The 16,192-nt window shown below is 37.8% G+C and carries 20 protein-coding genes; 9 read left to right on the top strand and 11 right to left on the bottom strand.

Going from position 1 to position 16,192, the window contains the following annotated elements; translation table 11 throughout:
• Position 1 precedes the first annotated feature (1 nt).
• The 3 genes from cydB to AC1M9H_RS13160 are packed head-to-tail and all read left to right on the top strand — an operon-like array spanning position 2 to position 1,573.
• Positions 2–1,147, top strand: a complete 1,146-nt coding sequence (cydB, locus tag AC1M9H_RS13170) for a cytochrome d ubiquinol oxidase subunit II (protein WP_481613560.1) — start codon at positions 2–4, stop codon at positions 1,145–1,147.
• Positions 1,148–1,173: 26 nt separating this feature from the next.
• Complete coding sequence (cydX, locus tag AC1M9H_RS13165; protein WP_035266590.1) at positions 1,174–1,275, top strand: cytochrome bd-I oxidase subunit CydX; 102 nt, start codon at positions 1,174–1,176, stop codon at positions 1,273–1,275.
• Position 1,276: 1 nt separating this feature from the next.
• Positions 1,277–1,573 (top strand): cyd operon YbgE family protein, encoded by a 297-nt coding sequence (locus tag AC1M9H_RS13160; protein WP_092768427.1) that lies wholly within the window; start codon positions 1,277–1,279, stop codon positions 1,571–1,573.
• A gap of 57 nt (positions 1,574–1,630) precedes the next feature.
• Here AC1M9H_RS13160 and AC1M9H_RS13155 read toward each other — a convergent pair whose 3' ends face one another.
• The 3 genes from AC1M9H_RS13155 to ftsY all read right to left on the bottom strand — a co-directional run bounded on the left by AC1M9H_RS13155 (position 1,631) and on the right by ftsY (position 4,296).
• Entirely contained in the window at positions 1,631–2,272 is a 642-nt protein-coding gene (locus AC1M9H_RS13155) for a DUF2057 family protein (RefSeq protein WP_481613559.1), read from the bottom strand.
• Between the two features lie 113 nt (positions 2,273–2,385).
• The gene (locus AC1M9H_RS13150; protein ID WP_481592290.1) at positions 2,386–2,979 is read right to left on the bottom strand and encodes a nitroreductase family protein; all 594 of its coding nucleotides are present in this window, start codon (positions 2,977–2,979) and stop codon (positions 2,386–2,388) included.
• Between the two features lie 237 nt (positions 2,980–3,216).
• A complete protein-coding gene (ftsY, locus tag AC1M9H_RS13145) occupies positions 3,217–4,296 on the bottom strand; it encodes a signal recognition particle-docking protein FtsY (protein WP_035266635.1) in 1,080 nt (359 codons plus the stop codon).
• Positions 4,297–4,548: 252 nt separating this feature from the next.
• On the opposite strand from ftsY, the gene AC1M9H_RS13140 reads away from it, so the two are divergent.
• Positions 4,549–5,856, top strand: a complete 1,308-nt coding sequence (locus AC1M9H_RS13140; protein ID WP_180028956.1) for a M16 family metallopeptidase — start codon at positions 4,549–4,551, stop codon at positions 5,854–5,856.
• A gap of 7 nt (positions 5,857–5,863) precedes the next feature.
• Positions 5,864–7,375: a M16 family metallopeptidase gene (locus AC1M9H_RS13135; protein WP_481613558.1), complete on the top strand. Its 1,512-nt coding sequence runs from the start codon at positions 5,864–5,866 to the stop codon at positions 7,373–7,375.
• Here the strand turns inward: AC1M9H_RS13135 and AC1M9H_RS13130 are convergent.
• Positions 7,372–7,692, bottom strand: a complete 321-nt coding sequence (locus AC1M9H_RS13130; RefSeq protein ID WP_481613557.1) for a hypothetical protein — start codon at positions 7,690–7,692, stop codon at positions 7,372–7,374. The genes AC1M9H_RS13135 and AC1M9H_RS13130 overlap by 4 nt on opposite strands.
• 106 nt (positions 7,693–7,798) lie before the next feature.
• Positions 7,799–8,158: a hypothetical protein gene (locus AC1M9H_RS13125; RefSeq protein ID WP_481587962.1), complete on the bottom strand. Its 360-nt coding sequence runs from the start codon at positions 8,156–8,158 to the stop codon at positions 7,799–7,801.
• 225 nt (positions 8,159–8,383) lie between these two features.
• On the opposite strand from AC1M9H_RS13125, the gene AC1M9H_RS13120 reads away from it, so the two are divergent.
• The 4 genes from AC1M9H_RS13120 to AC1M9H_RS13105 all read left to right on the top strand — a co-directional run bounded on the left by AC1M9H_RS13120 (position 8,384) and on the right by AC1M9H_RS13105 (position 10,762).
• On the top strand, positions 8,384–8,617 hold the full coding sequence (locus AC1M9H_RS13120; protein ID WP_035266572.1) for an SEL1-like repeat protein: 234 nt from the start codon (positions 8,384–8,386) through the stop codon (positions 8,615–8,617).
• 140 nt (positions 8,618–8,757) lie between these two features.
• Entirely contained in the window at positions 8,758–9,141 is a 384-nt protein-coding gene (locus AC1M9H_RS13115) for a DUF2750 domain-containing protein (RefSeq protein WP_481597989.1), read from the top strand.
• Positions 9,142–9,228: 87 nt separating this feature from the next.
• Positions 9,229–9,660, top strand: a complete 432-nt coding sequence (locus AC1M9H_RS13110; protein ID WP_035266567.1) for a CBS domain-containing protein — start codon at positions 9,229–9,231, stop codon at positions 9,658–9,660.
• Between the two features lie 172 nt (positions 9,661–9,832).
• Positions 9,833–10,762, top strand: a complete 930-nt coding sequence (locus tag AC1M9H_RS13105; protein ID WP_481613556.1) for a hypothetical protein — start codon at positions 9,833–9,835, stop codon at positions 10,760–10,762.
• Positions 10,763–10,797: 35 nt separating this feature from the next.
• Here AC1M9H_RS13105 and trpB read toward each other — a convergent pair whose 3' ends face one another.
• The 6 genes from trpB to AC1M9H_RS13075 form a co-directional block, all read right to left on the bottom strand.
• Positions 10,798–12,006: a tryptophan synthase subunit beta gene (gene trpB / locus AC1M9H_RS13100; RefSeq protein WP_481613555.1), complete on the bottom strand. Its 1,209-nt coding sequence runs from the start codon at positions 12,004–12,006 to the stop codon at positions 10,798–10,800.
• A gap of 35 nt (positions 12,007–12,041) precedes the next feature.
• Positions 12,042–13,229, bottom strand: a complete 1,188-nt coding sequence (locus tag AC1M9H_RS13095; protein WP_481593959.1) for a vWA domain-containing protein — start codon at positions 13,227–13,229, stop codon at positions 12,042–12,044.
• 8 nt (positions 13,230–13,237) lie between these two features.
• A complete protein-coding gene (locus AC1M9H_RS13090) occupies positions 13,238–14,089 on the bottom strand; it encodes an AAA family ATPase (protein ID WP_092768445.1) in 852 nt (283 codons plus the stop codon).
• A 29-nt stretch (positions 14,090–14,118) separates the two neighbouring features.
• The gene (locus AC1M9H_RS13085) at positions 14,119–14,490 is read right to left on the bottom strand and encodes a hypothetical protein (RefSeq protein WP_481610379.1); all 372 of its coding nucleotides are present in this window, start codon (positions 14,488–14,490) and stop codon (positions 14,119–14,121) included.
• Positions 14,491–14,524: 34 nt separating this feature from the next.
• A complete protein-coding gene (locus AC1M9H_RS13080; RefSeq protein ID WP_035266558.1) occupies positions 14,525–14,830 on the bottom strand; it encodes a YcgL domain-containing protein in 306 nt (101 codons plus the stop codon).
• Between the two features lie 129 nt (positions 14,831–14,959).
• Positions 14,960–16,102 carry a ribonuclease D gene (locus AC1M9H_RS13075; protein WP_035266550.1) on the bottom strand — a complete coding sequence of 381 codons (1,143 nt, stop codon included), beginning with the start codon at positions 16,100–16,102 and terminating at the stop codon, positions 14,960–14,962.
• Between the last annotated feature and the right edge of the window lie 90 nt (positions 16,103–16,192).

Below are 16,192 nucleotides of genomic sequence, written 5' to 3'. Positions count from 1 at the left end.
CATGATTGAATATGAACTTCTCAAAATCATTTGGTGGGTATTGGTCGGCGTCCTCCTTATTGGGTTTGCTTTGACTGATGGATTTGATATGGGCTCTATGGCTCTGATGCCGTTCGTCGGTAAAGACGATGAAGAGCGTCGTGCTGCTATCAACACGATTGCACCACATTGGGATGGAAACCAGGTGTGGTTTATTACGGCGGGTGGTGCACTTTTCGCAGCTTGGCCAATGGTATATGCAACAGCTTTCTCGGGTATGTACTGGGCGCTGTTACTCGTATTATTTGCTTTATTCCTTAGACCTGTTGGTTTTGACTATCGCTCTAAGCTCGAAAATACTAAATGGCGTAATGCTTGGGATTGGGGCTTATGCATTGGCGGAGCAGTACCAGCACTCGTTTTTGGTGTTGCATTTGGCAATATGTTCCTTGGTGTACCCTTTACACTTGATGAAACTGTTCGTTCAACTTACACAGGAAGCTTCTTTGCACTTTTAAATCCATTTGCCTTGGTCTGTGGATTGGTGAGTTTGACTATGCTTGCTGCTCATGGTGGTGCATGGTTAATGCTACGCACTGAAGGTGCATTAAGAACACGCTCTGCTCAAGCTACACGATATATGAGTATTCTTTTTCTCATCTGTTTTCTCGGCGCTGGTGCTTGGTTGTATTTCGGCAATATCGAAGGCTACACGCTTGTAACACCTTATGATACGAATGGTGTAGCTAATCCACTTGCTAAAGAAGTACTCACTAATGCCAATCATGGCTGGATGAACAATTATTCTATTTATCCAATCACAATAATGGCACCGGTAATGGCGATTATCGGAGGAATAATTGTGGTTTTAGCATCGTCTAAAAATAAAGCGGGACTTAGCTTTCTGGGTACATCGTTCGCTGTGATTGGCACAATTCTCACTGCTGGTTTTGCCCTATTCCCATTCCTGATGCCATCTAGTATTCATCCAAACATTAGCTTGACGATGTGGGATGCAGTATCTAGCCAAATGACGCTTTCAGTAATGACTGTTGCTGCGTGTATTTTTGTTCCGCTGATCTTGGCATACACCACTTGGTGTTACTACAAAATGTGGGGTGTGATCACCAAGAAACATATTCAAGACCACACGCATAGTCTGTATTAAAACCGAATCACTGTTAGGAGATAATTATGTGGTACTTCGCATGGATACTAGGTGTGTTAATGGCATGTTTCGCGAGTGTACTTGCAGCCATTTACATGGAACAACATCAAGACTTAGATGGTGAATGAAATGAGTGAGCTTGCAATGTCAAATTCTGAAAAACGTAAATACTCATTCGCAATGATCATTTCATTTCTGATGGCATTGCCTCTCGCTACCATATTACTCATCCACCCAAGTCTGATGTTGGATGCAAGTGGTAATTACAGTCATCGTGCCATGATGCTGATTATGATTGGAATATCTGGTGGATTTATCCATGGCGTAGGGTTTATACCACGTTATTGGATATGGAAGTATTTATTTAGTCCATTTGTAGCATGGCCATTGATGATTTATGGTTACTATACTTGGCTGTTCACTTAATTTATAAAAAAGCCCTCTATGAGGGCTTTGTATATCTGTTTTGAAATATTAAATGTTTTATTGCGTTGCAAGCCAAGTCATAAATTTTTGACGTTCCTGCTTTGAAGAATTTTTCCATACTTCAATCAACGTCTGACCATCATGAGTATTTGAATTTGTATTTTTAATGTCAGCTTGTTCCACTGTTTGAGTATTTATTGATGATGAACTTGACTTGGTCATTGGGCTAGCTTGTGGCTCATTATGCAATATCTGATTGATCGTACCGCCTAGCAAACTTTGCGAGGTCATTTGAACAATCAGATTATTTGAAATGAGTTGATTATTTTGATTATAAATTGCCAATTGAGGATTTTTGGCGAATGTTTTAGCTTGGTCCAAATCTCGTGGTGGATGAATTAAATCCAATTTGTATGACTTATTATCCTCTAGGGTTGGCAATTTCAAAGTAAGAATATCCGACTTTACGATCTCATGATTATTTAAAGGTAGTTCAAAGTATTGATTATATCGAACATTCACCAAAGGTTGATTCGCATCAATTTGGTATTGTTTTTTTGATTTAAATAGTCCTGATTTAACCTCTTGATTATTCACTGAAATTACGACCATTTCCTCTGGAACCTCCAAGGTCACCGCTGCAAAAATTTGACTGCTCAAACCCGTAAATATCAATGCAGACGCAATTTTTAATTTCATAAATAACTCAATATTAGATTGTTAGATATGACTACTATGCTACCAAGCGATGACAATTTAATGACAGAACTCGTCATAAAAAAAGGCACCGAAGTGCCTTTATATGATTTGGATTAATTAAAAGTTTTAAAACGAATTTCGTCATCAATAAACGTTTTATCTCCTGCAGGCGCTTCGATTGAACCGAGCACAAGCTGAGCACGAAGTTTCCAAGAAGATGGAATTTCAAATGTTGAAGCCACTTCTTCATCCACAATTGGATTGTAATGTTGTAATGATGCTCCAATATTTTTTTCTGACAATGCAGTCCAAACCGCAAATTGAGCAATAGCTGTTGAATGTTCAGACCAGATTGGGAAATTCTCAGCATAAAGTGGGAATTGCTCTTGTAAACCTTTCACCGTATCTTGATCTTCATAAAACAATACAGTTGCATGACCCGCTTTAAAGCTATTGATCTTATTTTGAGTTCCCTCAAATGCTTCTGCAGGAACAATTTTACGTAAAGTTTCTAAAACGATATTCCAAAATTTGTCATGTGACTCACCAAAAAGTGTTACAACACGTGATGTCTGTGAGTTAAATGACGATGGACTTTGACGTACCGCTTCTTTAATGGTTTCTTCAATCTGAGTATTGTCTAAAGAAACATTCTTACCAATTGCATAGATGGTACGGCGATTTTTAATTTGATTTAGAAAAGACATAACTTATTCCTTATTTTTAACATTCATTGTGTGCTAACGATGATGCTATCTTATTCATATTACGAAACCTTTTCAGCCTTATCTTTATAACAAAGTGTTCTATTTTTGGAACAAATTGCGTATTTAATGTATTGAGTCAAAAAATTCGGCTTTCTCATATTCGAATAACTTTATGAATTTTAAGTATTTATAAAAAAAGCTCCGTATAAGGAGCTTTTTAAATTAACCCAAGAATAATTATTTTTCGTTATCGAATAATGCAGCGACAAATGATTTTGCTGAGAACGGTCTCAAATCATCAATCTTTTCACCTACACCAATAAATCGGATTGGCACATGTGTACGGCTCGCAATATTAAATAGCACACCACCCTTTGCCGTACCATCCAATTTAGTAATAGTAAGACCCGTTAAACCTACAGCTTCATCAAACATTTCAACTTGGTTAATCGCGTTCTGTCCTGTGCCAGCATCCACAACAAGCATCACTTCGTGCGGTGCAGTCGCATCAATTTTCTGCATAACACGTTTTACTTTTTTGAGCTCTTCCATCAAGTGACCTTTGTTATGCAAACGCCCTGCGGTATCTGCAATCAATACATCGATCCCTTTCGCTCGTGCACTTTCAAAAGCATCAAAAATTACAGAAGCACTGTCTGCACCATGACCTTGTGCAACGACATGAATATCGTTACGTTCACCCCAAATTTGTAGCTGTTCAGTCGCCGCAGCACGGAACGTATCGCCTGCCGCGAGCATGACTTTTTTACCTTCACCTTGCAATCGTTTTGCGAGTTTACCAATCGTGGTTGTCTTACCTACACCATTTACACCCACAACCAAAATCACATAGGGATTTTTATTCGGATCGATATGTAACGGTTTGACACGTGGTGCTAATAAAGCAACTAATTCTTCTTGAAGAGCTTTATAGAGAGAATGAGAGTAGATCAAATCGCCACGCGCAGTTCTTTCAGTCAAATTGGCAATAATTGTTTTCGTCGCCTCTACCCCAATATCTGCGACCAATAATTGCTCTTCAACTTCTTCGAGCAGCTCATCATCAATCTCTTTACCACCGACTAAAATGTTCATCATTCCATCAGCTAAATTTTTACGAGATTTTGATAAGCCTTCTTTCATACGACTGAAGAAACCACCTTTCGGTTTTGTTTCTTCAACGGCCGGCACCGTTTCCAGCTTTTCTACTTCATTGTTTTCGATAATAGGCACATTAACGGCCGGGAGGCTCGGTAAGGTGACATCGTCATCACCAATATCCGCATCAATCAAGAATTTATTTTGCTGTTCTTGCATGCCGATTCCTTGAAAAGCATTGCGATTAAAAGAATGGAGTTTAGCATACATTGCTTTAAATTCACGATCTGCAATTACTTTTAAAACGATCAACCAAATTGCAACAGTTCAATCTTGAATAAATATACGACATCATCAAGAATAATTTTAAAGTCATTATTCGGATTAATTGTGTCTCTCAGCCGGCTCAAATTCTCTCTGCACCTCATTTTCAAACAGACAATCATCATTGCTGCTATTACATCAGCACCGATGATGGCATTTGCAAATCAGCAAACTACTCAACTCTCTCGAAACACCGTCGAAACAACACTGGATAATGGTTTAAGAGTCATTATTAGAGAAGATCACCGCGCACCTGTAGTAATTAGCCAAATTTGGTATGCCGTCGGCAGTAGTGACGAGTCAGGGAATTTACTCGGCATTTCACACGTACTAGAACATATGATGTTCAAAGGCACTAAAAAAGTACCGAATGATGAATTTACACGCCTTAGTCGAATTTATGGTGGTAGTGTCAATGCATTCACATCCACAAATTACACCAATTACTATCAATTCTATCCTAAAAAATATCTTCCACTGGCATTAGAGTTAGAAGCGGATCGAATGCAAAATTTAGTTCTGCGCCAAGAAGATTTCGAACCCGAAATTAAAGTCGTGATGGCTGAACGACGGCAACGAACAGAGGATAATCCTCGAAACCTTGCTTTTGAAAGATTTAAATGGATTGCATATCCGACCAGTCACTATCGCCAACCAGTGATTGGCTTAATGAAAAATCTGAATAACATTCAATTGAATGATTTAAAACAATGGTACGAAACTTGGTACGCACCGAATAATGCAACCTTAGTCATTATTGGGGATGTTGATCCTGAACAAACCATTCGAGATGTCAAAAAATATTTTAATAAGATTCCCAAAAAATCAGTTCCTGAACGAAATGATGTGCTTGAATTTTCAAGAATTGGATATCGCTTCATGGAGCAATATCAGGCTGTACACGTACCCAACTTATTTATGTCTTGGAATGTGAATTCCATTAAAACAGCAAAAAATCCTCAAGACGCCTACGCTCTAACCATTATTCAAAATCTATTGGACGGCGGAATTTCAGCACGCCTACAAGAGAGACTGATCCGAGATAAGCGAATTCTGACCTCAATTAATGTGAGTTATGATCCATATAATCGTGGGGATAGCCTATTTTTAATCTCTGCCATACCAGCTGAAGGTATCAGTCTAGAGCAAGCGCAAAAACGCATACAGCAGGAACTTGATTTATTCAAATCAGAATTAGTGAATGAAAAAGAACTCAATCGGGTCAAGGCGAATTTCGTTTCCAATTTAGTGTATAGCCAAGATGATATTATTGGGCAAGCTCGACTCATTGGTTTGCTCAGCATTAATGATCTAGACTATCGCATGATTGATCAACTCCCTGATTACTTCGATAAAGTCACACCGCATGATTTACAACGCATTGCCAATATTTATTTTAATCGTGACAATTTGAGCGTTTTACATCTTTATCCTGAACAGAAAAACAATAACTAGGCGTTTTATGAATTATTTGTCTTCTCTATTTTTAACGAGTGTGTTGTTTAGTGCCATGTTGAGTTCACTGTCGCATGCAGAGGAACTTATAGAAGCGGAACCAATTGAACAGATCATTGAAGAAGATCCCAGTGGTCTAAGCTCGATTAAAAACTTGTTAAGCTTAAAAGAGATCACAAAATCTTCCCAAAATTATAAAGCGCCTTTTGTTCAAGAACTTAAAAACTCTTTAAATGTACGAACCTTATTTGTCGAAACGAATGATCTGCCAATGGTCGACATTCAAATTACATTCAATGCTGGTTCTGCACGAGATGAAGTCATTGGTCAAGGACTTTACGGTATATCCAATATGGCAGCTCGCCTTATGCTTGAAGGAACAGATCAGCTCAGTGCAAAACAGATTACCACCACATTTGAGGGATTAGGCGCCAAATATTCTTTCAATGCCTATCGCGATATGTTTGTTGTCCGACTAAGAGTGTTAAATGATCCTGAAAAATTTGACGCTGCATTGAACTTACTACTGCATTTAATCAAACATGCCACCTTCAAACAATCAGGCATTAATCTCGCGCTCAGTAATACTCAAATTGGGCAAAAACAACTTCAAGAGAATCCATCCAGACTAATGTCAATACAACTGTACCGTATGCTGTATGGGGATCATCCATATGCTCAACCAACAGCTGGGACAGTAGGTAGTTTAAAAAAAATTACGCCCGAATTACTCAAAGAATTTAGAGATCGATTGCTTGTCGCTCAAAATTCCAATATAGCAATTACAGGACAACTCACTCAAGATCAAGCTCAACAGATCTCGGAACTGATCAGTATCAATTTACCGCAAGGGCAAAGACAACCTGACCTTCCAACTCCCGTTAGTGAATCAGGTTTTAAAATTTCAATACTAAAACGCGAAAGCCTACAAGCACATGCATTATTGGGTCATTTATCTTTAGAACGAGCACATCCAGATCGTGCCGCTTTGGAAGTTGCCAACAGAATGTTTGGTGGTGGGAGTTTTAATTCAATCTTATCAAAAGAGTTACGAGTTAAACGAGGACTCACCTATAGCGCATCGAGTACGCTGACTACACCACAGGTACCTGGCGTTTTTAGTTTTGGATATGCGACACAACAAGACCAATTGCTCGAAAGCTTAAAGCTCGCACATCGAGTATTCATTGACTTCAAAAAACAGCCAATTACTGACTCTTTGCTTAAAGAAAATAAAGAAAGTATTCTTCGGTCTTTTCCAATGACCTTAAATAGCAATGCAAATATTAATGCCCAAATCGCATCAATTGGTTTTTATGGACTTAATTCCAATTATCTGAATGAGTATCAGGAGCAGATTCGAAAATTAACTCGCCAAGATATTCAAAATGCAATACAAAAACATTTACACCCCGATCAAATGACTGTTATTGCTGTCTCTGACCGTGTCACTGCCAAGGAGATCGAAGAAATACTGAATCAAAATCTTGGGCTCAATCTGAATGAGATTGAAAACTAATCCAACTTTTCAATCGCTGGATAAATTTTTATATGAGCATTCTCGATATGATAAGCATTCAGCAAACGATAAAATTCAATATTTTTTATCTTAGGTTTTGCAAGTAACAAAGTTGCCATTTCATGCGTTCGCTCTAAACGATTTTGAGCCGCGAGCGCTTGAACTTGTTCAAAGTGGGCTGAATTAATTGGACGATTCAGTGCAATACTAGAGACAATAAGAATAAAAAGTACAATGCCTATGATGCAAGCATTTTGAATCTGCTCAATATTTAATTGTGAGAAAAGATCAGACGAAATTTTTTTTAAATGGAGCATGTACAACCTCGGATTAGCTTAAGTGTAATCCGAGATGCTTTAAAAATATAGTGTTAACGTTGATTTAAACAAGAACCAATATGCAAAAAATGGCGCTTATTCACCTTTAAGAGACAACATTCTGTACAACACCAAAATATAAGATAGCAGCGATCACCGCGAGTACAATAAAAATAGTGAAAACACTCAAACCACCTTCAGCATCATCAGGGTGTTCTTCGTCAATGACGGCGATACGTTTTAATTCGCCGTCATAGTAGCGATAAAATTCAGCTTTCGCTGCAGGATCAAGCGTCTGCGTGTAATCATGCACACGTTTACGCTGCTCTAAACAGTAGTGACCTAAATGGATTTCTTGATGAAAAATTGCTTCATCAAGTTGTTTTTTATGATGATGTGCAAGCGCAATAATATCGGATGGCTCTGGTGGATTGCCAAATGTGAAACCATCAATGGTATTAGTCATAAGTCATTCTCCTTTATAGTTATTTACAGTTTTATCATAAACCCAATATAAAATGATTAAAGTTTAATCATGTAAGTATTTTTTAAAAGATTTATCTTGAAAATTTATTTGACAATTAACGCAAATTGTAATATTAGTTTAATATTACTTTGTTATATTCCATTTTGACCTAATTTAGGTCTTTATAACTGTAGTACTAATCATAATTAGAATAAGGAGTTTTATATGATTAAACAATTCTCTCAACAAGACCTCGAACATATGTATTCAAATGCTGTAAATACCATTCAATTTGAAATGAATTTTACAGACGCAGTTTCAGAACTTGAGAATGCAGCACGTGCGGGTCATGGTAAAGCAGCGATGTTTCTAGCTGAACTCTATCTTCAAGGTTTCCGTGTAGAACGTGATTCTTTGAAAGCACAGTATTGGCAAAACATGGCCACAATGCAAGCATAAATAAACGTCACATTAGTGGCGTTTTTTTAGCTCTTTTATTTACATATTTGCTTACCAAACTTTAAATTAATGCAACTAAACTTTAAGAAAAAATCATTAGACTGAACTTATCATCATTGGTAATGAATCATCGAACGATCATGAACACCTTTGTACAGTTGCAACCAAATTCAAAGCATTTTTTACTCAAAGTTAATATCCTTAAAACCATGATGTATTGTGGAGTACTGTGGGGACTGTACAATCCAGAACATCAAGGTTGGGCCATTCGATCAATCAATCAAGAATACATATTCCCCTTCTGGCTCAACTCAGTCCAGGCTTTACATTATGCAAAAATTCACTGGCCGCACTATCAGCCTCGAAAAATAACGTCTGATGATTTTAAAAATTCACTACTCCCAACCCTAACGCGACTAAAAGTCACACCTGCCCTGTGCAATCATCGAGATCGCCACTTTAAGCTCACTATTCCACACATGCAGATGCTATTTTTTCAAAATCATTTGAGCCCATCTATTTAGCAGAAAATTCCACTAAAACAATTGTAAAGATTTAAGATTTCAGTTATTAACTTATACATGGACGAATAACCAACAAGAGGAACCTTTATGACAACAGTAGCTCAAGTCCTACAAAATAAAAACAATTCAGAAATCTCTACCATCACACCTGATGCTACGGTTTTAGAAGCAATCACATTAATGGCAACAAAAGGTATTGGTGCCGTTGTTGTCGTACAAGATGAAAGACTTGTTGGAATTTTATCTGAACGGGATTACACGCGTAAAATTGCACTTATGCAACGTACATCCGACTTAACTACAGTCTCAGAAATTATGACTGGTACGGTTTTATCTGTAAGCAAAAGCAACACCGTAGATGAGTGTTTAGATTTAATGACAGAACGTCATATTCGCCATCTGCCAGTATTAGAAGACGATAGACTCGTCGGAATTGTATCTATTGGTGACTTAGTTAAAGCCGCGATGGAAGACCAAAAAGTGTTGATTGAACAACTTCAACAGTATATTTCAGGATAAAGCTAAGCTCCCATCTCGGGGGCTTTTTTGATAATTCAATCATGATCTCAATTTTGAACAATAGATTGAAATTGGTCATCTTTTACAATTATTTTCTTTTATTGAGTCATTGAACTATTTAAACAGCATTAGTAAAGTCATCACATTATGGAATTTTTTTGCCTAAGGACTAATGATGTATAAAAAGTTATTGTGTTACACCGCTTTATTTGTAACTGCTTCCACTTATGCATCTGAACTTGAACCAACGATAAAGAATCAAATAGAGCTGCTAAAAAAAGCAAAAACATATCAAAAAAAGACGCTCATCACGCCTGCATGTAATACCTATGAAAAAGCCTACAAAATGGGATATTTAGGGGCTGATCAAGATATGAAAAATCCAAGAAAAAACAAAGAATTTGTTGAAGCCGCCCTGCAAACTTCTGCCTGTTATACAAATTTGAATTATACAGAACAACCCCAAAAATGGCTCGAAGGCACTGTAACGCTATTTAAGTTAAAAAATTATTTTGCAGTCCCAAACTTAGATGGCCGACTCAAAGAAATTCAAGATGAAATGATGTCGATCGCAGAAGTGCTATATTTCAAAAAAAATGCTGACTATCGCAATCCCTCTTCTGAAGTAACCAATGCCTGTGCTGCATCTGAAATTGGCTTCAAAATTGGTTATTTAGGTGATCCTGATAAAGCTAAAGATCCTGCATTCAATGCAACATACGTACAACATGGTTTATTTCATGCCGCTTGCGTTTCTCTACTTCCATCCAAGGTTAAATCTGAGAATCCAGCATTTACGAGTTATTTGTCTTACGCAATTTTAAAAGAACTTGCCACCAAATATGACAGCAAAAAAGCACACGAACTAAGTGCACCAGCTGATGAAATTATGAAAACCATGGTTCAAGCTCAACAAGCTCAACAAGCTCAACAAGCTCAACAAGCTCAACAAGCTCAACAAGCTCAACAAGCTCAACAAGCTCAACAAGCGACTGAAACACTTGCTCAAGATCTTTCAATTGAAACTCCGCTCATTCCAATTGAAATTTCCTCCTTTGAAAATATTCTTACGCCTTTGAATGAAGAACCACCAGAAATGTAATTAAAAAAACCAGCCTAAGCTGGTTTTTTTATGTGTTAATTTAAACCTAATTTTTCTGCCACATAGTCCGAGTCTTTATCACCTCGACCTGATAAATTCACCACAACAATGGTATCTTTGGACAATTGTGGAGCTTCGCGTATCGCCCAAGCAACAGCATGTGAACTTTCTAATGCAGGCACAATCCCTTCAACTCGAGATAGAGTCATGAATGCATTCAGACATTCTTCATCAGTTGCTGTTGAGTACTCAACACGACCAATATCTTTTAAGAAACTGTGTTGAGGCCCCACACCAGGATAATCTAATCCAGAAGCAATTGAATGCACAGGTAATGGTTCGCCATTTTCATCTTCCAGCACATAACACGCCATACCATGAAGTTGACTTGGTTTACCTAAAGTTAATGTTGCCGAATGTTGATCAGTATCTAAACCATGTCCTGCTGGTTCAACACCAATTAATTTCACACTACCATCATTAAGGAATGCACTGAATGCTCCCATTGCATTTGAGCCACCGCCAACACAAGCAACAATATAATCAGGATATTTATTAAATCTGTCTTGTGATTGAACTTTAATTTCATCACCGATAATTGCTTGGAAATCACGCACCATTTTAGGAAATGGATGTGGACCAACGACTGATCCGATGGCATAAATAAAGCTATCAGGGTCTTTCAAATACTCTTCGAAAGCACTATCAACAGCATCTTTTAATGTTGCTGTTCCACGAGTGACTGAAATTAGATTCGCACCCAAAATTTTCATTTTCACGACATTTGGATGTTCTTTTTCAATATCAACTTGACCCATATGAATTTCACACGGGATACCAACCAAGGCACAAGCGGTGGCTAATGCGACACCATGTTGACCTGCCCCAGTTTCAGCAATGACTTTTTTCTTGCCCATGTATTTAGCAAGTAAAGCTTCACCCAAACAATGGTTAATTTTATGCGCACCTGTATGGTTCAAATCTTCACGCTTCAGATAAATTTGAGCACCGCCCAATTGTTCTGAAAGTCGTTTGGCATGAAATAAAGGACTTGGACGACCTACATAATGCGCAAAGAGCTCTGAAAGCTCATTTTGAAATTCAGGTGTTTTACGAATTTCTTCATAAGCAACATTGATTTCATCCATTGCTGCTTTTAAATGAGGTGGAATGAATTGACCACCATATTCACCAAAAAAACCTTCTGCATTTGGCAATGCCACACCATTGATTTGATAGCTCATATCAAGATCCTTTAGATGAATATAATTTAAAAAAGTTAGCGCGAGAGGAATTTAGTCATATCTTCAATGCCTTTTAAAGTCATTGGATACATATGATCTTCAAATAATTCTTTGATCATTCCTATCGTTTGAGTGTAATGCCAGTAATTCTCAGTTTCAGGATTCAACCAAGCCGTCTTTTCATAATGCTGGCGCAAACGACGCAGCCAAATTTCACCCGACTCTTCATTCATGTATTCGACAGAACCACCAGCAGATTTTAATTCGTATGGCGCCATACTTGCATCACCAACAACAATCACTCGATAATCTTTACCATAGGTATTAAATAAATCTAAGGTATTCATTTTTGTCGAAGTACGGCGATGATTGTCTTTCCACACGTAATCATAAAGACAGTTATGGAAATAGAAATATTCTAAAGTCTTAAATTCTGTTTTGGCTGCACTAAACAGTTTTTCACATTGTGCAATATAGGCATCCATAGAACCGCCTACATCGAACAACATCAAAACTTTAATTCGATTACGACGCTCTGGCACCATCTGTACATCAAGAATTCCCTGCTTAGCCGTTTCGCGAATCGTTTGATCTATATCAAGCTCTTCTTCAGCACCTTGACGCGCAAATTTTCTCAGACGACGCAACGCCATTTGCATATGACGTGTTCCCAAAATTTGATCATCATCAAGATTTTGGTATTTACGTTGTTCCCACACTTTCACCGCAGATTTTTTACGTCCCGGCCCTCCAATTCTCACCCCCTCTGGGTGATCACCAAAAGCTCCAAACGGTGAAGTGCCACCAGTGCCAATCATACGATTACCACCTTGGTGTTTTTTATGTTGCTCACGCAAACGCTCTTCCAGCATTTTCATGAGCTCTTCTAAAGAACCTGCTCTTTGTAGTGCTTCACGTTGCTCTGGCGTTAAGTGTTTTTCAAGGAGTTCTAAATCAAACCATTCTTTAGGAAGTTGATTAACTTTACTGAGTAAATCATCTACATCAAAGGTTTGAATGCCCTGAAAATAATCCTTCATAGCACGATCATACTTATCGAAGTAACGCTCATCCTTGACCATGACTGTCTTCACAAGCTGATAAAAATCATCTTGATCTGCAAAAACCAACCCTAGACTAATTGCTTGATTTAAATCAATCAGCTCGCGCGTCGTTACGGGGATTCCGTATTTTCGCAAGGTGTAAAACAGTCTTACGAACATAGTATCACCTATCGACGAGTCATAAATGCGAGGCGCTCAAGTAGCTGCACATCTTGCTCATTTTTGATGAGCGCACCATACAGCGGTGGAATTGCTTTTGACTTATCATGGTTTCTTAAAATATCTTCAGGCATATCATCAGCCATCAATAAGCTTAACCAATCAATTAATTCAGAAGTTGAAGGTGGCTTCTTAAGACCAGGTATTTGGCGAAGCTTAAAGAAGACCTGAAGTGCCTCACTGACCAATGTCGTTGAAATTCTTGGAAAATGAACTGCAATAATTTCACGCATGGTCTGTTCATCTGGGAATTCAATATAATGAAAGAAACAACGGCGTAAAAAAGCATCAGGAAGTTCTTTTTCATTATTTGAAGTGATGATCACAATTGGACGCTGTGTTGCAGTAATTGTTTCACCAGTTTCATAAACAAAGAATGACATTTTGTCTAGTTCATGAAGCAAATCATTTGGGAACTCGATATCTGCTTTATCAATCTCATCAATTAATAAAACGCAACGTTCTTCAGAGGTAAATGCTTCCCACAATTTACCTGGTTTAATATAGTTTTTAATATCATAAACACGCTCATCACCCAATTGACTATCGCGTAATCTTGAAACGGCATCGTATTCATAAAGACCTTGTTGAGCCTTCGTCGTTGATTTGATATGCCAAGTAATCAGTTTTAAACCCAGGCTATCAGCAACTTGTTCAGCCAATAATGTTTTACCTGTACCTGGCTCACCCTTCACCAAAAGAGGCTTTTGCAACGCTCGAGCGGCCTTCACAGCAAGCTTGAGACTATCTGTGGCGATATATTGATCTGTACCCGTAAATTGATGTGCATCAACAGACATAATGAAACCTTATTTTTTTATTTGGATAATTAAAGTGGTGGTGTCTTCACTGACGATGTGTGTCTCGGATTCTTTTGTTTAGAAGCGTACTTAGTCCAGAAATAACCTGCCAATAACCCTATAGCAATAACAAAGGCAATCAATGAGAAATTAGACCAGATCAAAGGTGAATCTTTTGTTAATACCCCAAAGATCAAACCAAAAGTTGCAGGTGCTAAGGCGGAATTAGGACCTTCAGAAATCGTTGGTGTTGCCAAAATAGCAAACACAAAAATCCAAGTCACTCCACCTAAAGGTGAAGGTAGGCGTTTCGCTATGCCGTACCAACACCACAGAATAATCAAAGTTCCGAGAATATAGACGGTAATTGCAATGTTATATTCTGGAATTGAATCCAACATTGAAACAAACTGATCCCATCCTCCAACTTGATTATCACGCACCGCGTAGTCCCTCTGGCTCTACCGCATTAGGATTGATCAATCCTTCAGGCGGCAATTGTAAAAAGAATCCTTTCGTCTGAATTGAATCCATCACATGTAAAACATTTGCACGCGCTAATTTGCGTTCGGCATGTAATTCCAGTGACATCACAAATGTCGCTCGGCCAAATGCATTTTTCATTGCATCAGATAATACTGATAACGGATCAACAGCTTCTTGGTTTTCCGCTTGTTCAGGACGCGCAACGTAAATATACATTTCGTCTTTCTTACTAGATTTGTAGATTTCACACCACATGATTCAAACAACACCTTTTAAACTCAAAGCAAAGCATACATCAAAAAAAACGGCGAAACATTAGCGTTTGTTAACGCATCAGTCTAGTTTAGGATGACTGGTAATTCTTTAATCAAATTTTGAGAGAAGTCATTCATTGACTTTCATTTGCATACTCAAATATTGTGCATCTTTATGAAGCAACTCAATTAATGGCTTCGTCAGTAAATCATAACGCCAACCGAGTAAATATTGAGGTAAGTCTTGTTCATCGCCATGAAAAACCACATGCTGATATAAAGCCCCGAGCCATTTTTTTCGCATTAACACTTCTTTGGGGATCACCAACTCTTCTGCAAGATTACCAATCATGTTATCAACATCATGTGTAATATCTTTAGATGAATGTTTAATTGGTCGAGCAATTCGTAATGGCCATTCTTCCATTGGGGGCAGCAACGCAATAATATCCAAAATCGTTTTACCGTGCTCACGAACCACATTCGGACGAATATTTTTAACTTGGGATAATTGAAATGTATTTTTTGGATTTTTTTCCACCAAATCAATCATAGTGGCATTTTTCAGAATAAAACTTCGAGGCTGATTTAAAGCCTTCACCATTTCTTCACGCCAAACACTGAGCAATTGTAGCTGCATTAACTGCTTTCGAGAGTGTCTATAATTTCCGACATCTTCGTATAGTTTCTCTTTCGGCGTTTCTGTCGCAATCTCAAGCGTGAGGCTCTTACAATCCTCTAGTACATACTGATAATGCCCTTTTTTCTCTAATTCATTTTTTAGCGCATCGGCTAAATTCATAATATATAAGACATCATTCGCTGCGTATGCTTTTTGCTCTTCAGTTAAAGGACGTGCAAGCCAATCTGAACGTGTTTGATCTTTATCAATTTCTATATTTAAAATTTCTTTAAGCGCATTTTGATAACTGACCTGTAATCCGTGTCCGAGAAAAGACAAAGCCACCTGAGTATCAAATACATTATTAAGATGATTGCCTTTTGAATAATGGTAAATCAGATCAATATCTTCACCACAAGCATGGAAAATATTTTGCTTTGCAGCAAAAACTTTAGGCCAGAAACTCGAAAAATCTAGACGTGTACCGTCTAATAAAAACACCTGATCTGCGACATTGATTTGCAAGACACCCAATTTTGGCCATAGTGTATCAACTTTGATAAATTCAGTATCTAAACCATAAACATCTTGTTGACTCATTAGTGTCAAAACATGCTCGAGTTCTTTTTGCTCTTGGATAAATTGAAACATCATAAAAAACAATGTGCTAGATTGGTATCGAGATGTATTTTAGCTTAAATTATCAATTTTAAATATAAATTTTCAATTAAAGCGTCAAGC

It is taken from the genome of Acinetobacter sp. ANC_7512, assembly GCF_056779935.1.
Note: the sequence above shows the minus strand (reverse complement) of the source record. Positions and strands in the feature narration are given on the sequence as shown.

Coding starts and splice junctions, on each gene's coding strand:
- AC1M9H_RS13090 (WP_092768445.1), bottom strand. CDS start 14,089: ATGTCTGTTGATGCACATCAATTTACGGGTACAGATCAATATATCGCC.
- AC1M9H_RS13150 (WP_481592290.1), bottom strand. CDS start 2,979: ATGTCTTTTCTAAATCAAATTAAAAATCGCCGTACCATCTATGCAATT.
- trpB (WP_481613555.1), bottom strand. CDS start 12,006: ATGAGCTATCAAATCAATGGTGTGGCATTGCCAAATGCAGAAGGTTTT.
- AC1M9H_RS13160 (WP_092768427.1), top strand. CDS start 1,277: ATGAGTGAGCTTGCAATGTCAAATTCTGAAAAACGTAAATACTCATTC.
- AC1M9H_RS13135 (WP_481613558.1), top strand. CDS start 5,864: ATGAATTATTTGTCTTCTCTATTTTTAACGAGTGTGTTGTTTAGTGCC.
- AC1M9H_RS13130 (WP_481613557.1), bottom strand. CDS start 7,692: ATGCTCCATTTAAAAAAAATTTCGTCTGATCTTTTCTCACAATTAAAT.
- AC1M9H_RS13075 (WP_035266550.1), bottom strand. CDS start 16,102: ATGTTTCAATTTATCCAAGAGCAAAAAGAACTCGAGCATGTTTTGACA.
- ftsY (WP_035266635.1), bottom strand. CDS start 4,296: ATGCAAGAACAGCAAAATAAATTCTTGATTGATGCGGATATTGGTGAT.
- AC1M9H_RS13095 (WP_481593959.1), bottom strand. CDS start 13,229: ATGTTCGTAAGACTGTTTTACACCTTGCGAAAATACGGAATCCCCGTA.
- AC1M9H_RS13120 (WP_035266572.1), top strand. CDS start 8,384: ATGATTAAACAATTCTCTCAACAAGACCTCGAACATATGTATTCAAAT.
- AC1M9H_RS13105 (WP_481613556.1), top strand. CDS start 9,833: ATGATGTATAAAAAGTTATTGTGTTACACCGCTTTATTTGTAACTGCT.
- AC1M9H_RS13085 (WP_481610379.1), bottom strand. CDS start 14,490: ATGTTGGATTCAATTCCAGAATATAACATTGCAATTACCGTCTATATT.
- AC1M9H_RS13155 (WP_481613559.1), bottom strand. CDS start 2,272: ATGAAATTAAAAATTGCGTCTGCATTGATATTTACGGGTTTGAGCAGT.
- AC1M9H_RS13125 (WP_481587962.1), bottom strand. CDS start 8,158: ATGACTAATACCATTGATGGTTTCACATTTGGCAATCCACCAGAGCCA.
- cydX (WP_035266590.1), top strand. CDS start 1,174: ATGTGGTACTTCGCATGGATACTAGGTGTGTTAATGGCATGTTTCGCG.
- AC1M9H_RS13080 (WP_035266558.1), bottom strand. CDS start 14,830: ATGTGGTGTGAAATCTACAAATCTAGTAAGAAAGACGAAATGTATATT.
- AC1M9H_RS13110 (WP_035266567.1), top strand. CDS start 9,229: ATGACAACAGTAGCTCAAGTCCTACAAAATAAAAACAATTCAGAAATC.
- AC1M9H_RS13140 (WP_180028956.1), top strand. CDS start 4,549: ATGATGGCATTTGCAAATCAGCAAACTACTCAACTCTCTCGAAACACC.
- AC1M9H_RS13115 (WP_481597989.1), top strand. CDS start 8,758: ATGAACACCTTTGTACAGTTGCAACCAAATTCAAAGCATTTTTTACTC.
- cydB (WP_481613560.1), top strand. CDS start 2: ATGATTGAATATGAACTTCTCAAAATCATTTGGTGGGTATTGGTCGGC.